Source organism: Thermus sp. FJN-A (genome assembly GCF_054655095.1).
The window spans coordinates 78369-94113 of record NZ_BAAHSC010000167.1 but is presented as its reverse complement, the minus strand read 5'-3'; the positions used below and the strand labels follow the sequence as shown (position 1 = coordinate 94113).

Annotated in this window: 14 protein-coding genes; 9 read left to right on the top strand and 5 right to left on the bottom strand. The window is 70.6% G+C overall.

Annotation, left to right across the window (positions count from 1 at the left end; all coding sequences use genetic code 11):
* Positions 1–61: 61 nt before the first annotated feature.
* Together ACYQ0J_RS03470 and ACYQ0J_RS03465 are read right to left on the bottom strand one after the other, a co-directional pair.
* Positions 62–1414 (bottom strand): FAD-binding oxidoreductase, encoded by a 1353-nt coding sequence (locus ACYQ0J_RS03470; protein ID WP_460170783.1) that lies wholly within the window; start codon positions 1412–1414, stop codon positions 62–64.
* Between the two features lie 9 nt (positions 1415–1423).
* Entirely contained in the window at positions 1424–1906 is a 483-nt protein-coding gene (locus tag ACYQ0J_RS03465) for a hypothetical protein (RefSeq protein WP_460170782.1), read from the bottom strand.
* A gap of 69 nt (positions 1907–1975) precedes the next feature.
* On the opposite strand from ACYQ0J_RS03465, the gene ACYQ0J_RS03460 reads away from it, so the two are divergent.
* Positions 1976–2428, top strand: a complete 453-nt coding sequence (locus ACYQ0J_RS03460; RefSeq protein ID WP_460170781.1) for an EVE domain-containing protein — start codon at positions 1976–1978, stop codon at positions 2426–2428.
* On the opposite strand, the gene pilC is transcribed toward ACYQ0J_RS03460, so the two are convergent.
* Positions 2403–3623: a type IV pilus assembly protein PilC gene (gene pilC, locus ACYQ0J_RS03455; RefSeq protein WP_460170780.1), complete on the bottom strand. Its 1221-nt coding sequence runs from the start codon at positions 3621–3623 to the stop codon at positions 2403–2405. The genes ACYQ0J_RS03460 and pilC overlap by 26 nt on opposite strands.
* Between pilC and ACYQ0J_RS03450 the strand changes: the two genes are divergently transcribed.
* Complete coding sequence (locus tag ACYQ0J_RS03450) at positions 3622–4215, top strand: L-threonylcarbamoyladenylate synthase (protein WP_460170779.1); 594 nt, start codon at positions 3622–3624, stop codon at positions 4213–4215. The two genes, pilC and ACYQ0J_RS03450, sit on opposite strands and share 2 nt — an antisense overlap.
* Positions 4208–4738: an SMC-Scp complex subunit ScpB gene (gene scpB, locus ACYQ0J_RS03445; protein WP_460170778.1), complete on the top strand. Its 531-nt coding sequence runs from the start codon at positions 4208–4210 to the stop codon at positions 4736–4738. Before ACYQ0J_RS03450 ends, scpB begins: the two co-directional genes overlap by 8 nt.
* On the opposite strand, the gene ACYQ0J_RS03440 is transcribed toward scpB, so the two are convergent.
* Entirely contained in the window at positions 4676–5761 is a 1086-nt protein-coding gene (locus tag ACYQ0J_RS03440) for a PIG-L deacetylase family protein (protein ID WP_460170777.1), read from the bottom strand. The two genes, scpB and ACYQ0J_RS03440, sit on opposite strands and share 63 nt — an antisense overlap.
* Before the next feature lie 37 nt (positions 5762–5798).
* Between ACYQ0J_RS03440 and ACYQ0J_RS03435 the strand changes: the two genes are divergently transcribed.
* The 6 genes from ACYQ0J_RS03435 to ACYQ0J_RS03410 are packed head-to-tail and all read left to right on the top strand — an operon-like array spanning position 5799 to position 14406.
* Positions 5799–6431: an N-acetyltransferase family protein gene (locus tag ACYQ0J_RS03435; protein WP_460170776.1), complete on the top strand. Its 633-nt coding sequence runs from the start codon at positions 5799–5801 to the stop codon at positions 6429–6431.
* 7 nt (positions 6432–6438) lie between these two features.
* Entirely contained in the window at positions 6439–8640 is a 2202-nt protein-coding gene (locus ACYQ0J_RS03430; RefSeq protein ID WP_460170775.1) for a DEAD/DEAH box helicase, read from the top strand.
* A 9-nt stretch (positions 8641–8649) separates the two neighbouring features.
* A complete protein-coding gene (locus ACYQ0J_RS03425; RefSeq protein WP_460170774.1) occupies positions 8650–9060 on the top strand; it encodes a hypothetical protein in 411 nt (136 codons plus the stop codon).
* Position 9061: 1 nt separating this feature from the next.
* The gene (locus ACYQ0J_RS03420) at positions 9062–11671 is read left to right on the top strand and encodes an AAA family ATPase (protein ID WP_460170773.1); all 2610 of its coding nucleotides are present in this window, start codon (positions 9062–9064) and stop codon (positions 11669–11671) included.
* Positions 11650–13380 (top strand): DNA primase, encoded by a 1731-nt coding sequence (gene dnaG / locus ACYQ0J_RS03415; protein ID WP_460170772.1) that lies wholly within the window; start codon positions 11650–11652, stop codon positions 13378–13380. Before ACYQ0J_RS03420 ends, dnaG begins: the two co-directional genes overlap by 22 nt.
* A gap of 42 nt (positions 13381–13422) precedes the next feature.
* Positions 13423–14406 (top strand): malate dehydrogenase, encoded by a 984-nt coding sequence (locus tag ACYQ0J_RS03410; RefSeq protein WP_460170771.1) that lies wholly within the window; start codon positions 13423–13425, stop codon positions 14404–14406.
* Positions 14407–14490: 84 nt separating this feature from the next.
* Here the strand turns inward: ACYQ0J_RS03410 and ACYQ0J_RS03405 are convergent, their stop codons facing one another.
* Entirely contained in the window at positions 14491–15708 is a 1218-nt protein-coding gene (locus ACYQ0J_RS03405; protein ID WP_460170770.1) for an aspartate kinase, read from the bottom strand.
* Positions 15709–15745 lie beyond the last annotated feature (37 nt).

The following is a 15745-nucleotide window of genomic DNA, read 5'->3' as shown; positions in this document are numbered from 1 at the left end:
CACGCCCATAAAAGCGGTGTGAAAGCCAAGGGCCTATCCCATCAGCTTTGCGGAGGGAAGCTTAAGGGAGCACCTTGCCCGGGTTCAAAAGGCCCCAGGGGTCCAGGGCCTCCTTGACCCGGTGAAGGACCCCCAGGGTCTCGGGGTCCACCGCCTCCAGCATGAAGTCTCGCTTCATCAGGCCGATGCCGTGCTCCCCGGAGAGCACCCCCCCGTGCCTCAGGGCCACCCGGGCGATCTCGTGGGCGAGCTCCCAGACCCTTTCCTCGCTTTCCCGTCTGGGGTCAAAGAGGATGTTGGGGTGCAGGTTCCCGTCCCCGATGTGGCCGAACTGCACCACGATGAGGCCGTAGGCCTCCCCCAGGCGGGCCACCTCCCCCACCACCTGGGGCAGGGCCGAGCGGGGCACGGCGATGTCCTCGTTCACCCGCTTGGGGCGGATGCGGCCCAAAGCAGGGCTCACCGCCCGCCTGGCCCGCCAGAGGGCCTCGGCCTCGTCCGCATCCCGCGCCCGCCGGACCTGGGCCCCAAAGGCCCTCGCCGTCTCCTCCAAAAGGGCCAGCTCCTCCTGGACTTCCTCTGGGTCGTCCCCGTCCGTCTCCGCCAGGAGGAGGGCATGCCCGCGGGGAAGGCCCATGCCCAGGTAGTCCTCCACCGCGTCCACGCAAGCGGGGTCCAAAAACTCCAGCCTGGCGGGCACCGCGCCCAGGGCGATGGCCCGGGAGACGGCCTCCGCCAAGGGTCCCACCCCGGGAAAGGCGGCCATCAGGGTGGCCCGGTGGCGGGGGAGGGGCAGGAGCTTGAGCCTGGCCCCGGTGAGGAGGCCAAGGGTGCCCTCGGAGCCGATGAGGAGCCCGGCCAGGTCGTAGGCCCTGCGGTCCAGGCGGTGGACCTCGCCCCAGGCGTCCACGAACTCCAGCTCCAAGACGTAATCCCCCGTGACCCCGTACTTGAAGCAGAGGGGCCCCCCCGCGTTCTCCCCCAGGTTCCCCCCTAAGGTGCTGGTGCGGTAGGAGGCGGGGTCCGGGGGGTAGAAGAGGCCGAAGGGCCTGGCCGCCTCGGAGATCCTGGCCGTGGTCACCCCGGGCTCGGCCCAGGCGGTGCGGGCGTGGGGGTCCACCTCGAGGCGGGCCATGCGGGTAAAGGCCACCACGATGGCCCCCTCCTGGGGCACCGAGCCCCCGCTTAGGCCGCTCCCCGCCCCCCGGGGCACCAGGGGGGGGCCGTACGCCCGGGCCAGGCGCACCAAGGCCTGGACCTCCTCGCGGGTCTCGGGGAGGACCACGGCCAGGGGTTCGGGCCCCACCAGGATGGCGTCGTAGCGGTAGACCTCCTTCTCCGGGCGGGCCAGGAGGGCCCTCGGCCCCAAGAGGCGCTTGAGCTCGGCCAAAAGCGGTGCCCGTGCCACCCCCATGCCTCCAGGCTACCAGGCGGGGTCGCAAAAGGAGGAGGCGTCCGCGCGCACGGGGTTGGCCGCGGCCACGTATGGCCCCGCAAGCCCCCCGGTGAACCCCCGAAGCCAGAGCCTGCGGTCGGGCAGGGCGGGCTCCACCCTAATACCCTGGGGAAGGGAGGCACCTTGGGGGGAAACCAAGGAGACCGCCTGGATGCTCCCATCCGGGGTAACCTCCACGAAACCCCGGACGTGGCCCCCGTAGATGGGTCCCCCTAGGGCCGAACGCTCCTGCGGCTCTGCCTCCCAAGGGGCTTTCCCCTCGGGGACCCAGTAGAACTCCAAGCGGTCCACCCTTCCTTCCAGGTAAAAGCGGTAGTCCACCCGCGTGTTGCCGGAAGCGCAGTAGGTGGGCTGGGTCTCCAGGCGGCTGATCCGGTGGCCCGGGTAGACCACCTCGAGGGTCAGGGAACAGGCGGCGAGAAGGGGCAGGAGCAGGGCTAGGCCACGCACTCCCCAAGCGTAACCCCTCCCCCCTAAAGGGGGCTTTGCCGGGGCTAAAGGGGGCTTTAGACTTCCCCCATGGCCTACTGGCTCCTAAAGTCGGAACCCCAGGTGTACAGCATTGAGGACCTAGAGCGGGACGGCAAGGCCATCTGGGACGGGGTGCGGAACTACCAGGCCCGGAACTACCTGATGCGGATGAAACCCGGCGACCTCTGCTTCTTCTACCACTCCAGCGCCACCCCCCCGGGGATCGCGGGGCTTTGCCGGGTGGTGCAGGCCCTCGTCCCCGACCCCACCCAGTTTGACCCGGAAAGCCCCTACTTTGACCCCAAGGCCACCCGGGAGAGGCCCCGCTGGCACACGGTGGAGGTGGCCTTCGTGGCCAAGTGGCCCCTCATCCCCCTCGCCGAGCTCAAGGGGCTCTTCCCCCCGGACCACCCTCTGGTGAGGCGGGGGAACCGGCTTAGCGTGATGCCGGTCCCCCCGGAGGTGGCGGAAACCCTTATTGCGCGGAGAGGGTCCCGATGATCTTGAAGAGGGGCAGGAACATCCCCGCCACGATCATGCCCACGATCACGCCCAGGAAGATGATCATGAGGGGCTCGATGGCCGCGGTGAGGCTTGCCACCGCCTCGTCCACCTCCCGCTCGTAGAAGTCGGCCACCTTGGAAAGCATCGTATCCAAAGCCCCCGTCTCCTCGCCGATGGCCACCATGGAGCTCACCATGGGGGGGAAGACGAAGGGGTGCTGGGCCAGGGTGAGGTTCAAGGGGTCGCCCTGCTGGATTCTGAGCTTGGCGGCCTCCACGATCTCCTCCACCACGCTGTTGCCCGCCGTCCCCTTGGTGATGTCCAGGGACTCCACGATGTTCACCCCGCTGGTGAGGAGGAGGGCCAGGGTGCGGGAAAAGCGGGCCACGGCGGTCTTGCGGTTCAGGTTGCCGAAGACGGGCACGCGGAGCTTGATGCGGTCCACCACCTTCCGGCCCTGGGGGGTGCCGTAGTACCAGCGGTAGGCGAAGAAGAGGGCCACCGCCAGGAGAAGGAGGGGCAAGGTGGCCGCCCGCAGGAAGTTGGAAACGGCGATGAGGAAGCGGGTGAGGAGGGGGAGCTCCGAGCCCAGATCGGTGAGGATCTGGGCGAACTGGGGCACGATGCCGGTGAGGAGGAAGTAGGCCACGCCCACGGCGAAGACGAAGACGATGACGGGGTAGGTCATGGCGCTTCGGATCTTGCCCCTTAGCTCCAGCTCCTTCTCCAGGAAGGCCGCCAGGCGGTCCAGGATCACGTCCAGCCCCCCCGAGGTCTCCCCGGCCCGCACCAGGTTCACGTAGAGGCGGGAGAAGAGCTTGTGTTTGCCCAGGGCCTCGGAGAAGGCCATGCCGCCCTCTATGTCGGTGCGCACCTGCTTGATGATCTCCCGGAACTTCTTGTTCTCCGTCTGGCGTTCCAGGATGGCCAGGGACTGCAAGAGGGTGAGCCCCGCCCCCAGCATGGTGGCGAGCTGCCGGGAGAAGATGGCGAGGTCCTTCAGGCCGGGCCCCCGCTCCAAAACGGGGAGCCGCACCTCCCTTTGCAGGCCCCTCCCCGGCTCCTTGATCTCGGCCACGAAGAGCCCGCGGTCCCGGAGGAGCCTGGCGGCGGTGCGCAGGTCCTCGGCCTCTATGGTGGCCTCCACCAGGCGGCCCTGCCGGTCCCGGGCCTTATACTGGTAGACTGGCATGGCAGAAGTATACCAGAGGGAGCTCACCGAAGGGGCGGAGGTCCTGCGCCAAGGGGGTCTTTTGGCCTTCCCCACGGACACGGTCTGGGGGGTCTTGGCGCGCATGGAGGACGAGGCCGCCTGCAAGCGCATCTACGCCCTCAAGGGACGGGGGGAGGAAAAGCCCCTGCAGGTCCTGGTGGCGGACCTGGAAAGCGCCCTGAGGCTCGCCGACCTCGGGGCCCTAAAGGCCAAGTTCCTGCGCCTGGCCGAGGCCTTCTGGCCCGGGGGCCTCACGGTGGTGGTGCCGGGCCGGGGCATCCCCCCCTGGATCAGCAAGGACGGCTCCGTGGGCCTCCGGATGCCCGCCCACGAGCTCCTCCGGGAACTCCTCCGCCGCGTGGGGGGGTACGCGGCGGCCACCAGCCTCAACCGAAGCGGCGAACCCCCCGTGCGCACCGAGGCCGAGGCCCGCACCTTCCCCGTGGACTACGTCTTCCCCGGAGAGGCCTTGGGCCTCGCCTCCAGCGTGGTGGACCTGCGCACGAACCAGGTGCTTCGGGAAGGGGCCATCCCCAAGGAAGCCCTCCTGCCCTACCTCCAGGATGCCTGACCTCAAGGCCAAGCTCCTCGCCGTCCTCTTCGCCGCGGGAAGGCCCGTGGGCCTCAAGGAGTTCAAGGCCCTGGGCTACCCCGAGAAGACCCTGCTCCGGGCCCTAGGGGCCCTGGAGGCGGAGCTTCGGGAAGGCCACCTGGGGGTGGCCCTGGAGCAGGTGGCGGGGGGGTGGCGGCTTCTGGTGCACGAAGGGGTCCTGGAGGCCGTGGAGAAGGTGCTCAGGCCCTCCCCGCCCCGCCTCTCCAAGGCGGCCCTGGAGGTGCTGGCCCTCATCGCCTACCACCAGCCCATCACGCGGGCGGAGCTCGAGGCCATGCGGGGAAGGAGCGTGGAAGGCGTCCTGGAAAGCCTCCTGGAGCGGGGGCTCATCCGGGTGGTGGGGGAGAAGGAGGCCCCCGGCCGCCCCAAGCTCTACGGCACCACGGCGCGCTTCCTGGAGGTCTTCGGTCTGAATAGCCTAGAGGACCTCCCGCCCCTCGGCGGGGACCGGGAGGGGCCACCCCTCCTCCTCCGGGGCTAGCTCCCCTTGGGCGGGGATGGGCAGGGGGCTAAAGAGCTCGTTCTGGCGCACGAAGGCGAGGAGGAAGCGGGCGAGGAGCCGCATCTGGCTCCGGTGGGCCCGGATGGCCTTCTCCTTGAGGCGCACCTCCTCCTCCGTGAGGGGGAACCGCCGCCAGGGAAGGCCCCTTCCCCGGGGAGGGGGGTAGAGGGGCAGGCGGGGGTGGAGCCCCTTAGGCAAGGGGTACTGGTACCCCCCGTGGACCATGTAGTACTCCAGCCGCCCCTCCATCCCCAAGGCGGCCGCCGCCTGCATGCCGAAGTAGCCCGCGGCCTGGTGGTCCCGGTGGGCGTCCAGGGGGCTCGGGAGGAGGATGCGGTCGGGCTTCAGGGCCTGGAAGAGCTCCACCAGGGTGGCCTCCAGGGCCTTCCCCGTGTAGGGAAGCCCCACCCGGTAGCACCCCGGGTAGGCCACCGCCCTGAGCCCCGTGTAGGGGCTCTCGTAGGGGAGGTAGTAGTGGGTGGTGAAGAGCTGAAAGAGCCCCTGGTCGGGGAACCCCAGGAAGTGGGCGCTCTCCCGGGGAAGCCCCAGGGCCTCGAGGCCCCGCCAGGCCTCCACCATGCGCCTAAGGGCCAGGCGGCGCATGGCCTCCCTGCCGGGCAGGGGGGTGCCCGCGGCCAGATCAAAGGCGTCCCCCGAGGTCAGGTAGACCACGCTCACCCGCCCTCCCCGCGCCAGGGTGCGGCGCATGAGCCCGCCCGCGGCCAGCACCTCGTCGTCGGGGTGGGGGGCGAGCACCAGGAGGTGCTCCCCCGAGGGCTCCCGGGCCAAGGGGAGCCTCCGCACCCGCACCGAGGTCACGAAGGCGTGGTAGTAGGCGAAGAGGAACCGCCCGTTGATGAAGGCCCAGACCCCCAGGGCCGCCAGGATGAGGCCCAGGCGCTCCGCCCAGAGGAGCCCCAGCCAAAGGCGCAAGGCCTCCGCCAAGGCCAGGTAGAGGACGAGGAGGAGGAGAAGCCACTGCCAGGGCCGAAGACGGCGCACGGGGGCATTCTATACCCGGGAAAGGTAGACTGGGTTCGTGGTCCAGGTCCGCCCCGCCCGGGAGGAAGACCTTCCCGCCATCGCCAAGCTCTCCCACGAAACCCTCCTCCTGGGCCGGGAAGGGGGAGGGGTTTTCCCCAGCCGGGAGCTCTGGGGCGAGCTCTTCGTGGCCCCCTACCTGCGCCGGGGCTGTTGCGGCCTGGTGGCCGAGGAGGAAGGGGTGGTCCTGGGGTACGTGCTGGGGGCCTGCTCCGGGCTCGCCCTGGCCCTAGACCTCCTCCCCCGCCTCCCCTGCCTCCTTCTCAGGCTCCTTTTGGGGCGGTATGGGCCCCTTTGGCCCCACCTCCGCTACCTCCTCCGCCTCCTCCGCTACCCCGGCCCCAAGGCCCCGCGAAGGGCCTTCCCCGCCCACCTGCACATCGCGGTGAGCCCCGAGGCCCAAGGGAAGGGGTTGGGGAAGGCCCTCCTCGCCGCCTTCCTGGACTGCCTTAAGGCCAAGGGGGTAAAGGGGGTGCAGCTTTCCACCACCCGGGCCAACGCCGCCGCCAGAAGGCTATACCGGAGCCTTGGTTTTCGCCTCTACGCCAAGAAGGCCAGCCCCTTCTGGGCCCCCTACCACGGCCACCCCGTCATCCACGAGGTCTGGGTGAAAGAGCTCCAGGGGGCATAATGGAAGCGTGCTGCCCGAGGCCCTAAGGGGGTGGGAAAGCTACCGGGAGTGGCTGGAGGCCGACCCCGAGTTCCGGGGCCGCCTGGTCTTCGCCCGGACCCTGCCCGCCAAGCCCCCCCGGGGCGTGGCCTACGAAGGGGCCTTCGCCGGGGTGCTTCGGGCCTTGGGCCTCACCCCCTTCGCCCACCAGAAGGAGGCCCTCCTGGCGGTGGAGGCGGGCCAGAACCTGGTCATGGCCTACTCCACCGCCGCCGGGAAGAGCCTGGTCTTCCAGGCCCCGGTGCTGCATGCCGCCCTGGAGGGGGCCACAAGCCTCCTCCTCTTCCCCACCAAGGCCCTGGCCCACGACCAGCTGCGGCGCCTGAAGGCCATGGCCGAGGCCCTGGGGGTGAAGGGGGTGTACCCCTACGACGGGGACACGGCGGGCCCCTTGCGGCGCAGGGCCCGGGAGGAGGGGCTCGTCCTCCTCTCCAACCCCGACATGCTCCACTATGGCCTCCTGCCCCGGCACGGGGACTGGGCCCATTTCCTTTCCCGCCTCCGCTACCTGGTCCTGGACGAGGTGCACGCCTACCGGGGGGTGTTTGGCACCCACGTGGCCCTGGTCCTCTTCCGCCTCCTCCGCCTGGCCCGCCACTACGGGGCCCACCCCCAGGTGATCGCGGCGAGCGCCACCATCGGAAACGCCAAGGCCCACGCGGAGAACCTCACCGGCCTCCCCTTCGTGGCGCTCGAGGAGGAGGTGGCCCGCTCGGAAAGGGAACTCCTGGTCCTCCTCCCCAAGCCCCTGGACGCAAAGGGGGAGAGGCGGCGAAGCCCCCTCCTCGAGGCCGCCTACCTGGCCCGGGCCCTGGCGGAGGGGGGCCTAAGGGGCCTCGTCTTCACCAACGCCCGGAAGAGCGCGGAGCTCATCGCCCGCTACGCCGCCCACCCGGCGGTGCGCCCCTACCGGGCGGGGTACACGGCCAAGGAGCGGCGGCGCCTGGAGGAGGCCCTGAAGCGGGGGGAGGTGCGGGTCCTGGTCAGCACCAGCGCCCTGGAGCTCGGGGTGGACATCGGGGAGCTGGACGCGGTGGTCCTGGTGGGCTACCCGGGCTCGGTCTCCGCCTTCTGGCAGCGGGCGGGGAGGGCAGGGCGGGGGGAGCGGCGGGCCCTGGTGGTCTACATCCCCCGGGAAGACCCCCTGGACGAGTACTTCCTCCACCGCCCCGAGCTCCTCCTGCAAAGCCCCCCGGAGGAGGCGGTGGCCGACCCCAAGAACCCCGTGCTCTGCCCCCTCCACCTGCACGCCGCCGCCTGGGAAATGCCCCTCTCCCGGGAGGAGGTGCTCTGCCTCGAGGCCCTGGCGGAGCTTAAGGAAAAGGGGGGGCGGTACTACACCCCGAGGCGCCACCCCCACCGGCACCTCACCCTAAGGGGCCTAGGGGCCACCTTCACCCTGAGGGGCCCGGAGGGGGAGGTCCTGGGCCACTTGGACGAACGCCAGGCCTACTGGGAAGCCCACCCCGGGGCGGTGTACCTGCACGGGGGGGAGAGCTACCTGGTGCGGAACATTGACCCCCGAAAGCGAGAGGTCTGGCTCCTGCCCGCCCTGGAGGACTATTACACCGAACCCCGGGCGGAGACCCACCTGGAGGTGGTGGAGGGGGAGCCCGTGGGCCACGGGGTCTGGGTGGGCCGGGTGGTGCTCCGGGAAAGGGTGGTGGCCTACGTGAAGAAGCGCTTCTTCACGGGGAGCGTCCTGGAGGAAGCGCCCCTGGAACTCCCCGAGATCTCCTTCCCCACGGAGGCCCTCTGGTTCCACCCCCCCGAGGTGGTGCCCCCCCACCAGATCCCGGGGGGCATCCACGCCCTGGAGCACGCCCTGATCGGCCTCCTGCCCCTCTTCGTCCTGGCGGAACGGCAGGACATCGGGGGCCTCTCCTACCCCTTCTACCCCCGTCCTCTGCCCTCGGGGCAGGGCCCCACGGTCTTCATCTACGACGGCTACCCCGGGGGGGTCGGCTACGCCCGGGCGGCGGCCCGGCGCTTCCCGGAGTGGGTCCGGGCCGCCCTGGAACTCCTCAGGCGCTGCCCCTGCGAGGAGGGCTGTCCCCGGTGCGTCCTCTCCCCTAAGTGCGGCAACGGCAACCAGTACCTGGACAAGAAGGCGGCCCTCATGCTGGCCGCCAACCTGGCCCTCTCCCTCCCCCGGGGCCCGGTGCATTAGACTCCTCGCATGAGCCCTAAGGGCCCCGCCCTGGAGGAAAGCCCGGAGAGCTTCTTCGCCCGCTTCCAGGCCCATGCCCTCACCGCCTACCTCTTCCCGGAGCCCTGGGGAAGCCCCCTCTTGGAGGTGCTGGCCGAGGGCCACCTGGTCTACGCCTTTGACCGGGGAGCCCCCCCGGCCCCCACGGGGTGGCAGCGGGTCCTCCTCCACGGGGTGGTGCGGGAGGCTAGGCCCCACTTGGGGGAGCCCTTCCTGGAGCGGGAAGGCCCCGCCTACCGCCTGGGGGGGCGGGCGGTCCCCCTGGGGGAGGGGTTCTACCTCCTGGAGGGCCCCGTGAAGGTGGTGGTGCACGCGGAAGACCCCTTGCCGGAAGCGGTCCAGGTGCTCCTCTGGCCGCCCCTCATGCTCTTCCGGGAGTGAGATGCGCTGCGAGTGCGGGCAGAAGAACCCCCCCGAGGCCCGGTTCTGCATGGCCTGCGGCCGGGCTTTGGGGGTGCTTCTCTCCCAGGAGCGGCGGCTGGTGAGCGTGGTCTTCTTTGACCTGGTGGACTCCACCCAGGGCTTCCGCCAGGGCCTCCACACCGCCTACCACCGCCTGCAGGAGGCCCTGGAGGGGGCCGCCCGGGTGGCCCGGGCCAAGGGGGGGTTCGTCCACCGGTTCCTGGGGGACGGGATCCTGGCCCTCTTCGGGGCCCCCAGGGCCCGGGGCAAGGAGCCCTGGCGGGCCCTGCAGGCGGCCTTGGAGATGGTAAAGACCTCCCCGCTTCCCGCCCGCGCGGGGGTGGCCAGCGGGGAGGTGCTCTGGGCCCCTTTGGGGGATGGCCAGGCGGGGGAGCCCACCGCGGTAGGCCCCCCGGTAGCGCTGGCCGAAAGGCTCTCCAAGCTGGCCGCCCCCGGCCAGGTGCTCACCGAGCCCCAGACCCTGGCCCTGGCCCCCGGGGTGCGGGCGGAAGGCCTGGGGGCTAAGGAGGCCAAGGGCCTGGGAAGGGTGGAGGCCTTCCGGGTAGAGGCCGTGGAAATGGACCTAGGCCCCGAAGGGGAGGCCCTCCTCCTGGCCCTGCGGAAGGCCTTCTCGCGCCCGCCCGCCCGCCTGAACCTGGTGGGCCCACCGGGAAGCGGCAAAAGCCTCCTCCTGGAGAAGTTCCTGGAAGCTCCCCCCTTCCCCGCGGTGGTCCTGGAGCGGATGGGCCCCGAAACCCCCCTCCGCTCCACCCTCCGCCAGGCGGTGGAGCGGGTCTTCGGCCAGGCGGAGGACCTCCTGGCCCTGGGGAACCTGCCCCCGGAGCTGGCCCTGGCCTGGCGCTACAGCCTGGGCCTCGAGGCCCGGCCCCCCTGGGGGCGAGAGGCCCTGGCGGAGGCCATCCTCGAGGCCTGGAAACGGGTGCTCCTGGGGCTCAAAAAGCCCCTCCTCCTGGTGCTCAAGGACCTCCACGCCCCCGATGCCACCCTGGCCCGCCTCCTCCAGCACCCCTTCCCCCACCTCCTGGTCCTGGCGGAAAGCCGCCGCCCCCTCTTCCCGCCCCTGGTGGAGGTGAAGGGCCCGAAAGCGCCTCCCCTCCTGGCCCTGCAGCCCGCCCTGGACGCCCTTCCCTTGGCGGAACGCCAGGCCCTTTTGGCCCTCGGGGTCCTGGAGGAGGCCCCAGACGAGCTCCTCTTGCGCCTGGTGGGCACCTTCTCGCGGGAGCGCCTGGAGGAGGAGGGGCTTTTGGTCCAGGGGAAGCCCCTGCCCGAGGTGGTGCTGGCCGCCCGGGCCCTGGTCCCCGGGCCCCGGGCCCAGGCCTGGCACCTGGAGGCCGCCGAGTTCTACCGGGAGGCCAAGCGGCCCTTGGCCATGGCCCGCCACCTGAAGCAGGCCGGCCAGGGCCAGGAGGCGGCCTCCGTCCTGCGCGTCCTGGCCCAGGGGGCCTGGCGGGCGGGGCACCCGGAGGAGGCCATCCCCCTCTACCAGGAAGCCCTCGAGGCCGCCCCAGAAGGCTGGCGCCCGGCCCTGGCCCAGGAACTCCAGGACGCCGAGGCCTCCTTGGGCCTGAAGCCGGAGGCGGCCTCCGGCCCCAGGTCCCAGGACCCGGCCCTCAAGGCCTTGCGGGAGACCCAAGACCCCCAAACCCTCCTCCCCCTCCTCCCCGCCCTCAAGCCCTATCCCCTGGACGAGGCCCAGGCCCGCCTCCGGGCAGCCGGGGCCCTGTGGCGGGCCTTCCAGCCCCGGCTGGCCCTCTCCCTCCTCCAGGAACCCCACCCCCTGGTGCCCCCCGCCCTGAAGCTCCACGGCCAGAGCCTCAAGGCGGGGCTTCTCATGGACCTGGGGCGGTACGGGGAGGCGGAGGCCCTCCTCCCGCCCCTGGAGCCCGAGGGCCTGGAGGGGGACTACCTCGAGGCCTGGGTGCGCTTCCAGGCCACCCGCCTGCGCCTCCTCCTGGAGACCGGGCGGCTGGAAAGGGCCTTGGCGGAAGGGGAGTCCCGCTACCGGGAGGCCCCCCACCCCTGGCTGGCCGCGGCCCTCCTCAGCGCCTGGACCCTGAAGGGGCGCCTCCGGGAAGACCTCTTCCAGAAGGCCCTAAAACACCAGGACGGCAGGGGCCTGGCGGTCCTGGCCCTGGCCCACCACCGGTGGCAGCGGGGCCAGGACCCCACCCCCCTCCTCAAGGAAGCCCTGCGCGAGGCCCGCCGCCTCGCCAACCCCTACGTCTACCACCTGGCCCTGACCTCCCTCACCCTCTACCTCTGGCCCCGGTCCCCCAAGAAGGCCAAGGCCCTCTCCCAGCACCTCCTCTACCAGACCCACCGCACGGGCTTCGCCGTCCACCTGGAGGTGGCGCGGCTGGTGCGCGCCCAGCTCCTCCTGGAGGAGGGGGAAAGGGTGGAACACCTCCTGGTCTTCACCCCCTCGGTGCCCCTGACCCGGGCCTGGCACAGGGTTTTGGCCGGGGAGGAGCCGGGGGAGGACCTCCGGGGGTACGGTATCCTGGGAAGGTGGATACGGGAACTCTGGCGTAGGCGGGGGGTGGTGGGGTGGACGCGGCCCAGGCGGTAGAGGTCATCAAGCAGCGCCTTTCCCTCAAGGAGGTGGTGTCCCGCCACGTGGCGCTGAAGCCCGCGGGCCGGGGGCGCTGGAAGGGCCTCTGCCCCTTCCACCAGGAGAAGACCCCCTCCTTCTACGTGGACGAGGAGAAGGGCCTCTTCCACTGCTTCGGCTGCAAGGCGGGGGGCGACCTCTTCGCCTTCGTGGAGCGGATCGAGGGCCTGGACTTCCTGGGCGCCCTAGAGCGCCTGGCGGAGGAAGCCGGGGTGGAGATCACCCAAAGGGGCGCCCCGCAGAACCGCCGCGAGCTTCTGGACGTCCTCAAGCTGGCCCAGGCCTACTTTGCCGAGGGCCTAAGGGCCTCCCCCGAGGCCCAGGCCTACCTCCGGAAGCGGGGCCTTACGGAGGAGAGCGTGGCCCGCTTCGGCCTGGGTTACGCCCCCCCCAAGGCGGACGGCCTCCTGGCCCACCTGGGCCGCCACGGGGTGAGCCCGGAGGAGGGCGTGAGGGCCGGGGTGCTGGGGGAAAAGGACGGGCGCTTCTACGACCGCTTCCGCCACCGCATCCTCTTCCCCATCAAGGACCACCTGGGGCGGATCGTGGCCTTCACGGGGCGGGCTCTGGGGGAGGAGAACCCCAAGTACCTGAACTCCCCGGAAACCCCCCTCTTCCGCAAGCGGGAGGTGCTCTTCGCCTTCCCCGAGGCCAAGCCCAAGCTCCGGGAAGGGCGGGCCATCGTGGTGGAGGGGCTTTTTGACGCCATCGCCCTGCACCAGATGGGCTTCACCGAGACCGTGGCCGTCCTGGGCTCGGGGCTTTCCGAGGAGCAGGCCCGCCTCCTCAAGGCCCAGGAGGTGCGGGAGGTCTACCTGGCCTTTGACGCGGACGAGGCGGGGCAGAAGGCCGCCTTGCAAAGCCTGGACCTAAAGCTCGCCCGACAGTTCCTCTTCCACGCGGTGCGCCTCCCCACCAAGGACCCGGGGGACCTCCTCCTCCACCCCGAGGGCCCCGCCCTCTTCCAAAGGGCCCTGGAGGAGGCGCTCCCCGAGGTGGCCTTCCGCTTCCAGGAGGCAACCAAGGGCCTGGACCTCTCCCGCCCCGAGCACAAGCGCAAGGTCCTCGAGGCCCTCACCCCCCGGATGCTCTCCCCCGAGCCCTTTGACCCCGTGGCCGAGCGCCTGAAGGCCCTGGTGGTGGAGCGGCTGGGCCTAAGCCCGCGCCAGCTGGAGGAGTACCTCCTGAGCCGCAGACGGGGCAAGCCCCCGCCCCCGCCCCTGCCCAAGGCCGATCCCCGGAACCGCACCCTCCTTTTGGAGCTGGACGTGATCGCCCTCCTCCTCTCCGTGGACCAAGCCCGCTTCCCGGAGTGGGTGGCGTACGTGGCCGACCACGCCTGGCCCCCGGAGGGATCCTTCCTCGCGGAGTTCCTGGAGTTGGCCCAAAAGGAACCCCGCCGGGACTACCTGCGCCAGGTCTTAAGCCGCAAGGAGGCGGGGGGAATCTTCCTGGAGAAGCTGATGATGGTGCCCACGGTGGAGGAGCCCCGGCTCCAGGAGGTGCTGCGGAAGACCCTGGCCCGCCTGCGGGAGGCCTACTACCTGGAGAGGCGGGCCAAGCTGAAGGAGGCCCTGCACCAGAACCCCAGCCTGGAGATCCTGCGGGAAATCCAGGAGCTAGACCAGGCCATTGAGGCGGAGCGGCGCACCTACCGCAGCCTCTAGGGGTAGAATGCCCCTGGGCGGAAGCCCACGGGAGGTAGAGCCATGAAAAGCCCCGTTCGCGTGGCGGTTACCGGTGCCGCAGGCCAGATCGGCTACAGCCTTCTCTTCCGCATCGCCGCGGGGGAGATGCTGGGCAAGGACCAGCCCGTGATCCTCCAGCTCTTGGAAATCCCCCAGGCCCTGAGAGCCCTGGAAGGGGTCATCATGGAGCTGGAGGACTGCGCCTTCCCCCTGTTGGCCGGGGTAGTGGCCAGCGACGACCCCAGGGTGGCCTTCAAGGAGGCGGATTACGCCCTTCTGGTGGGGGCCGCTCCCAGGAAGGCGGGCATGGAGCGCCGCGACCTCCTGGAGATGAACGGCAAGATCTTCACCGAGCAGGGCCGGGCCCTGGCGGAGGTGGCCAAGAAGGAGGTCAAGGTGCTGGTGGTGGGCAACCCCGCCAACACCAACGCCCTCATCGCCTACAAGAACGCGGAGGGGCTCAACCCCAGGAACTTCACCGCCATGACCCGCCTGGACCACAACCGGGCCAAGGCCCAACTCGCCAAGAAGACCGGGACGGGCGTGGACCGCATCCGCCGCATCGCGGTCTGGGGCAACCACTCCTCCACCATGTTCCCTGACCTCTTCCACGCGGAGGTGGAGGGCAGGCCTGCCCTGGAGCTCGTGGACATGGACTGGTACGAGAAGGAGTTCATCCCCACCGTGGCGGGGCGGGGTGCCGCCATCATCCAGGCCCGGGGGGCCTCTAGCGCCGCCAGCGCCGCCAACGCCGCCATAGAGCACATCCGCGACTGGGCCCTGGGCACCCCGGAGGGGGACTGGGTCTCCATGGCCGTGCCCTCCCAAGGGGAGTACGGCATCCCCGAGGGGATCGTCTACTCCTTCCCCGTGACGGCCAAGAACGGGGCGTACCGGATCGTGGAGGGTCTGGAGATCAGCGAGTTCGCCCGCAAGCGCATGGAGATCACGGCAAAGGAGCTTCTGGAGGAGATGGAGCAGGTGAAGGCCCTGGGCCTCATCTGAGAGACCTGCCTCAGAACCCCCACCGCGGGGCGCGGTGGGGGCTTTAACCTTCGGGCCAGGCCTCGAGGGCCCAAGGGTAGACCATCAGGCCTTGTCCAGCTCAAAGGCCTGGTGCACGGCCCTAAGGGCGGCCTCCGCGTACTGGGCGGGGATGATGACCGAGATGCGCACCTCGCTGGTGGCGATCATCTCAATGTTGGCCCCCACGCCCGCCACCGCCTGGAACATCCTGGCCGGGATCTCGGGGGCCGAGGCCAGCCCCACCCCCACGATGGACACCTTGGCGATGTCCGGGCGGAGGATGGCCTCGCCCCCGATCTCGGAAAGCACGGGCTCCAGGGCCTCCAGGGCCTCCTGGGCGAAGTCCTTCTTCACCGTAAAGGCCATCTGCTGCCGGGAGGGGTCGTGCCCGGGAACGCCCTGGATGATCATGTCCACGGCGATGCCCCTTTCCGCCAGGGCCTGGAAGACCTTGGCCGCGATGCCCGGCTGGTCGGGAATGCCAATGAGCCCGATCTGGGCGTGGTCCAGGTCCAACGCCGCGCCCGTAACCGCCTTGCCCATCTCCATAGGGACCTCCTTCACCAGGGTACCGGGATTGTAGGAGAAGCTAGAGCGCACGTGAAGCACCACTCCGTAGCGCTTGGCGTAGTAGACCGCCCGGGGGTGGAGGACCCTGGCCCCCAGGGCGGCCATCTCCAGCATCTGGTCGTATCCGATGGCGGGGAGCTTCCTCGCCTCCGGGATCAGGTGGGGGTCGGTGGTGTAGACCCCCTCGGTGTCCGTGTAGATCTCGCACTCCTTGGCCCCGAGGGCGGCGGCGATGGCCACCGCGGTGGTGTCCGAGCCCCCCCGGCCTAAGGTGGTGACCTCCCCCTCCGGGGTGGTGCCCATGAACCCGGCGATCACCGCCACAAAGCCCTGGTCCAACGCCGCCTGGATGCGGCTTGGGTCCACCTCCAGGATGCGGGCATCCCCGTAGCGCCCATCGGTCTTGATGCCGATCTGGTGCTGGACGAACCCCCGGGCCGGGATGCCCATGGCCCATAGCTGCAGGGAGAGGAGGGCCACGGAGACCTGCTCCCCCGTGGTGGTGAGGAGGTCCAGCTCCCGAAAGGGAGGTCTCGGGTTCACCCGCCTGGCCAAGGCGATGAGCTCGTCCGTGGTGTGGCCCATGGCCGACACCACCACCGCAAGCTTGTGCCCCTTCTCCCGGTAGTGGGCGATGCGCTGGGCCACCTTGTGGATGCGCTCCAGGTCGCCCACCGAGGTGCCGCCGTACTTTTGTACCACCAGGGCCACGCTCGCCTCCTTTCCGCCCAGGGGGCGGTTTGAAGAG

Coding starts and splice junctions, on each gene's coding strand:
- ACYQ0J_RS03470 (WP_460170783.1), bottom strand. CDS start 1,414: ATGGGGGTGGCACGGGCACCGCTTTTGGCCGAGCTCAAGCGCCTCTTG.
- ACYQ0J_RS03460 (WP_460170781.1), top strand. CDS start 1,976: ATGGCCTACTGGCTCCTAAAGTCGGAACCCCAGGTGTACAGCATTGAG.
- ACYQ0J_RS03450 (WP_460170779.1), top strand. CDS start 3,622: ATGGCAGAAGTATACCAGAGGGAGCTCACCGAAGGGGCGGAGGTCCTG.
- pilC (WP_460170780.1), bottom strand. CDS start 3,623: ATGCCAGTCTACCAGTATAAGGCCCGGGACCGGCAGGGCCGCCTGGTG.
- scpB (WP_460170778.1), top strand. CDS start 4,208: ATGCCTGACCTCAAGGCCAAGCTCCTCGCCGTCCTCTTCGCCGCGGGA.
- ACYQ0J_RS03425 (WP_460170774.1), top strand. CDS start 8,650: ATGAGCCCTAAGGGCCCCGCCCTGGAGGAAAGCCCGGAGAGCTTCTTC.
- ACYQ0J_RS03420 (WP_460170773.1), top strand. CDS start 9,062: ATGCGCTGCGAGTGCGGGCAGAAGAACCCCCCCGAGGCCCGGTTCTGC.
- ACYQ0J_RS03410 (WP_460170771.1), top strand. CDS start 13,423: ATGAAAAGCCCCGTTCGCGTGGCGGTTACCGGTGCCGCAGGCCAGATC.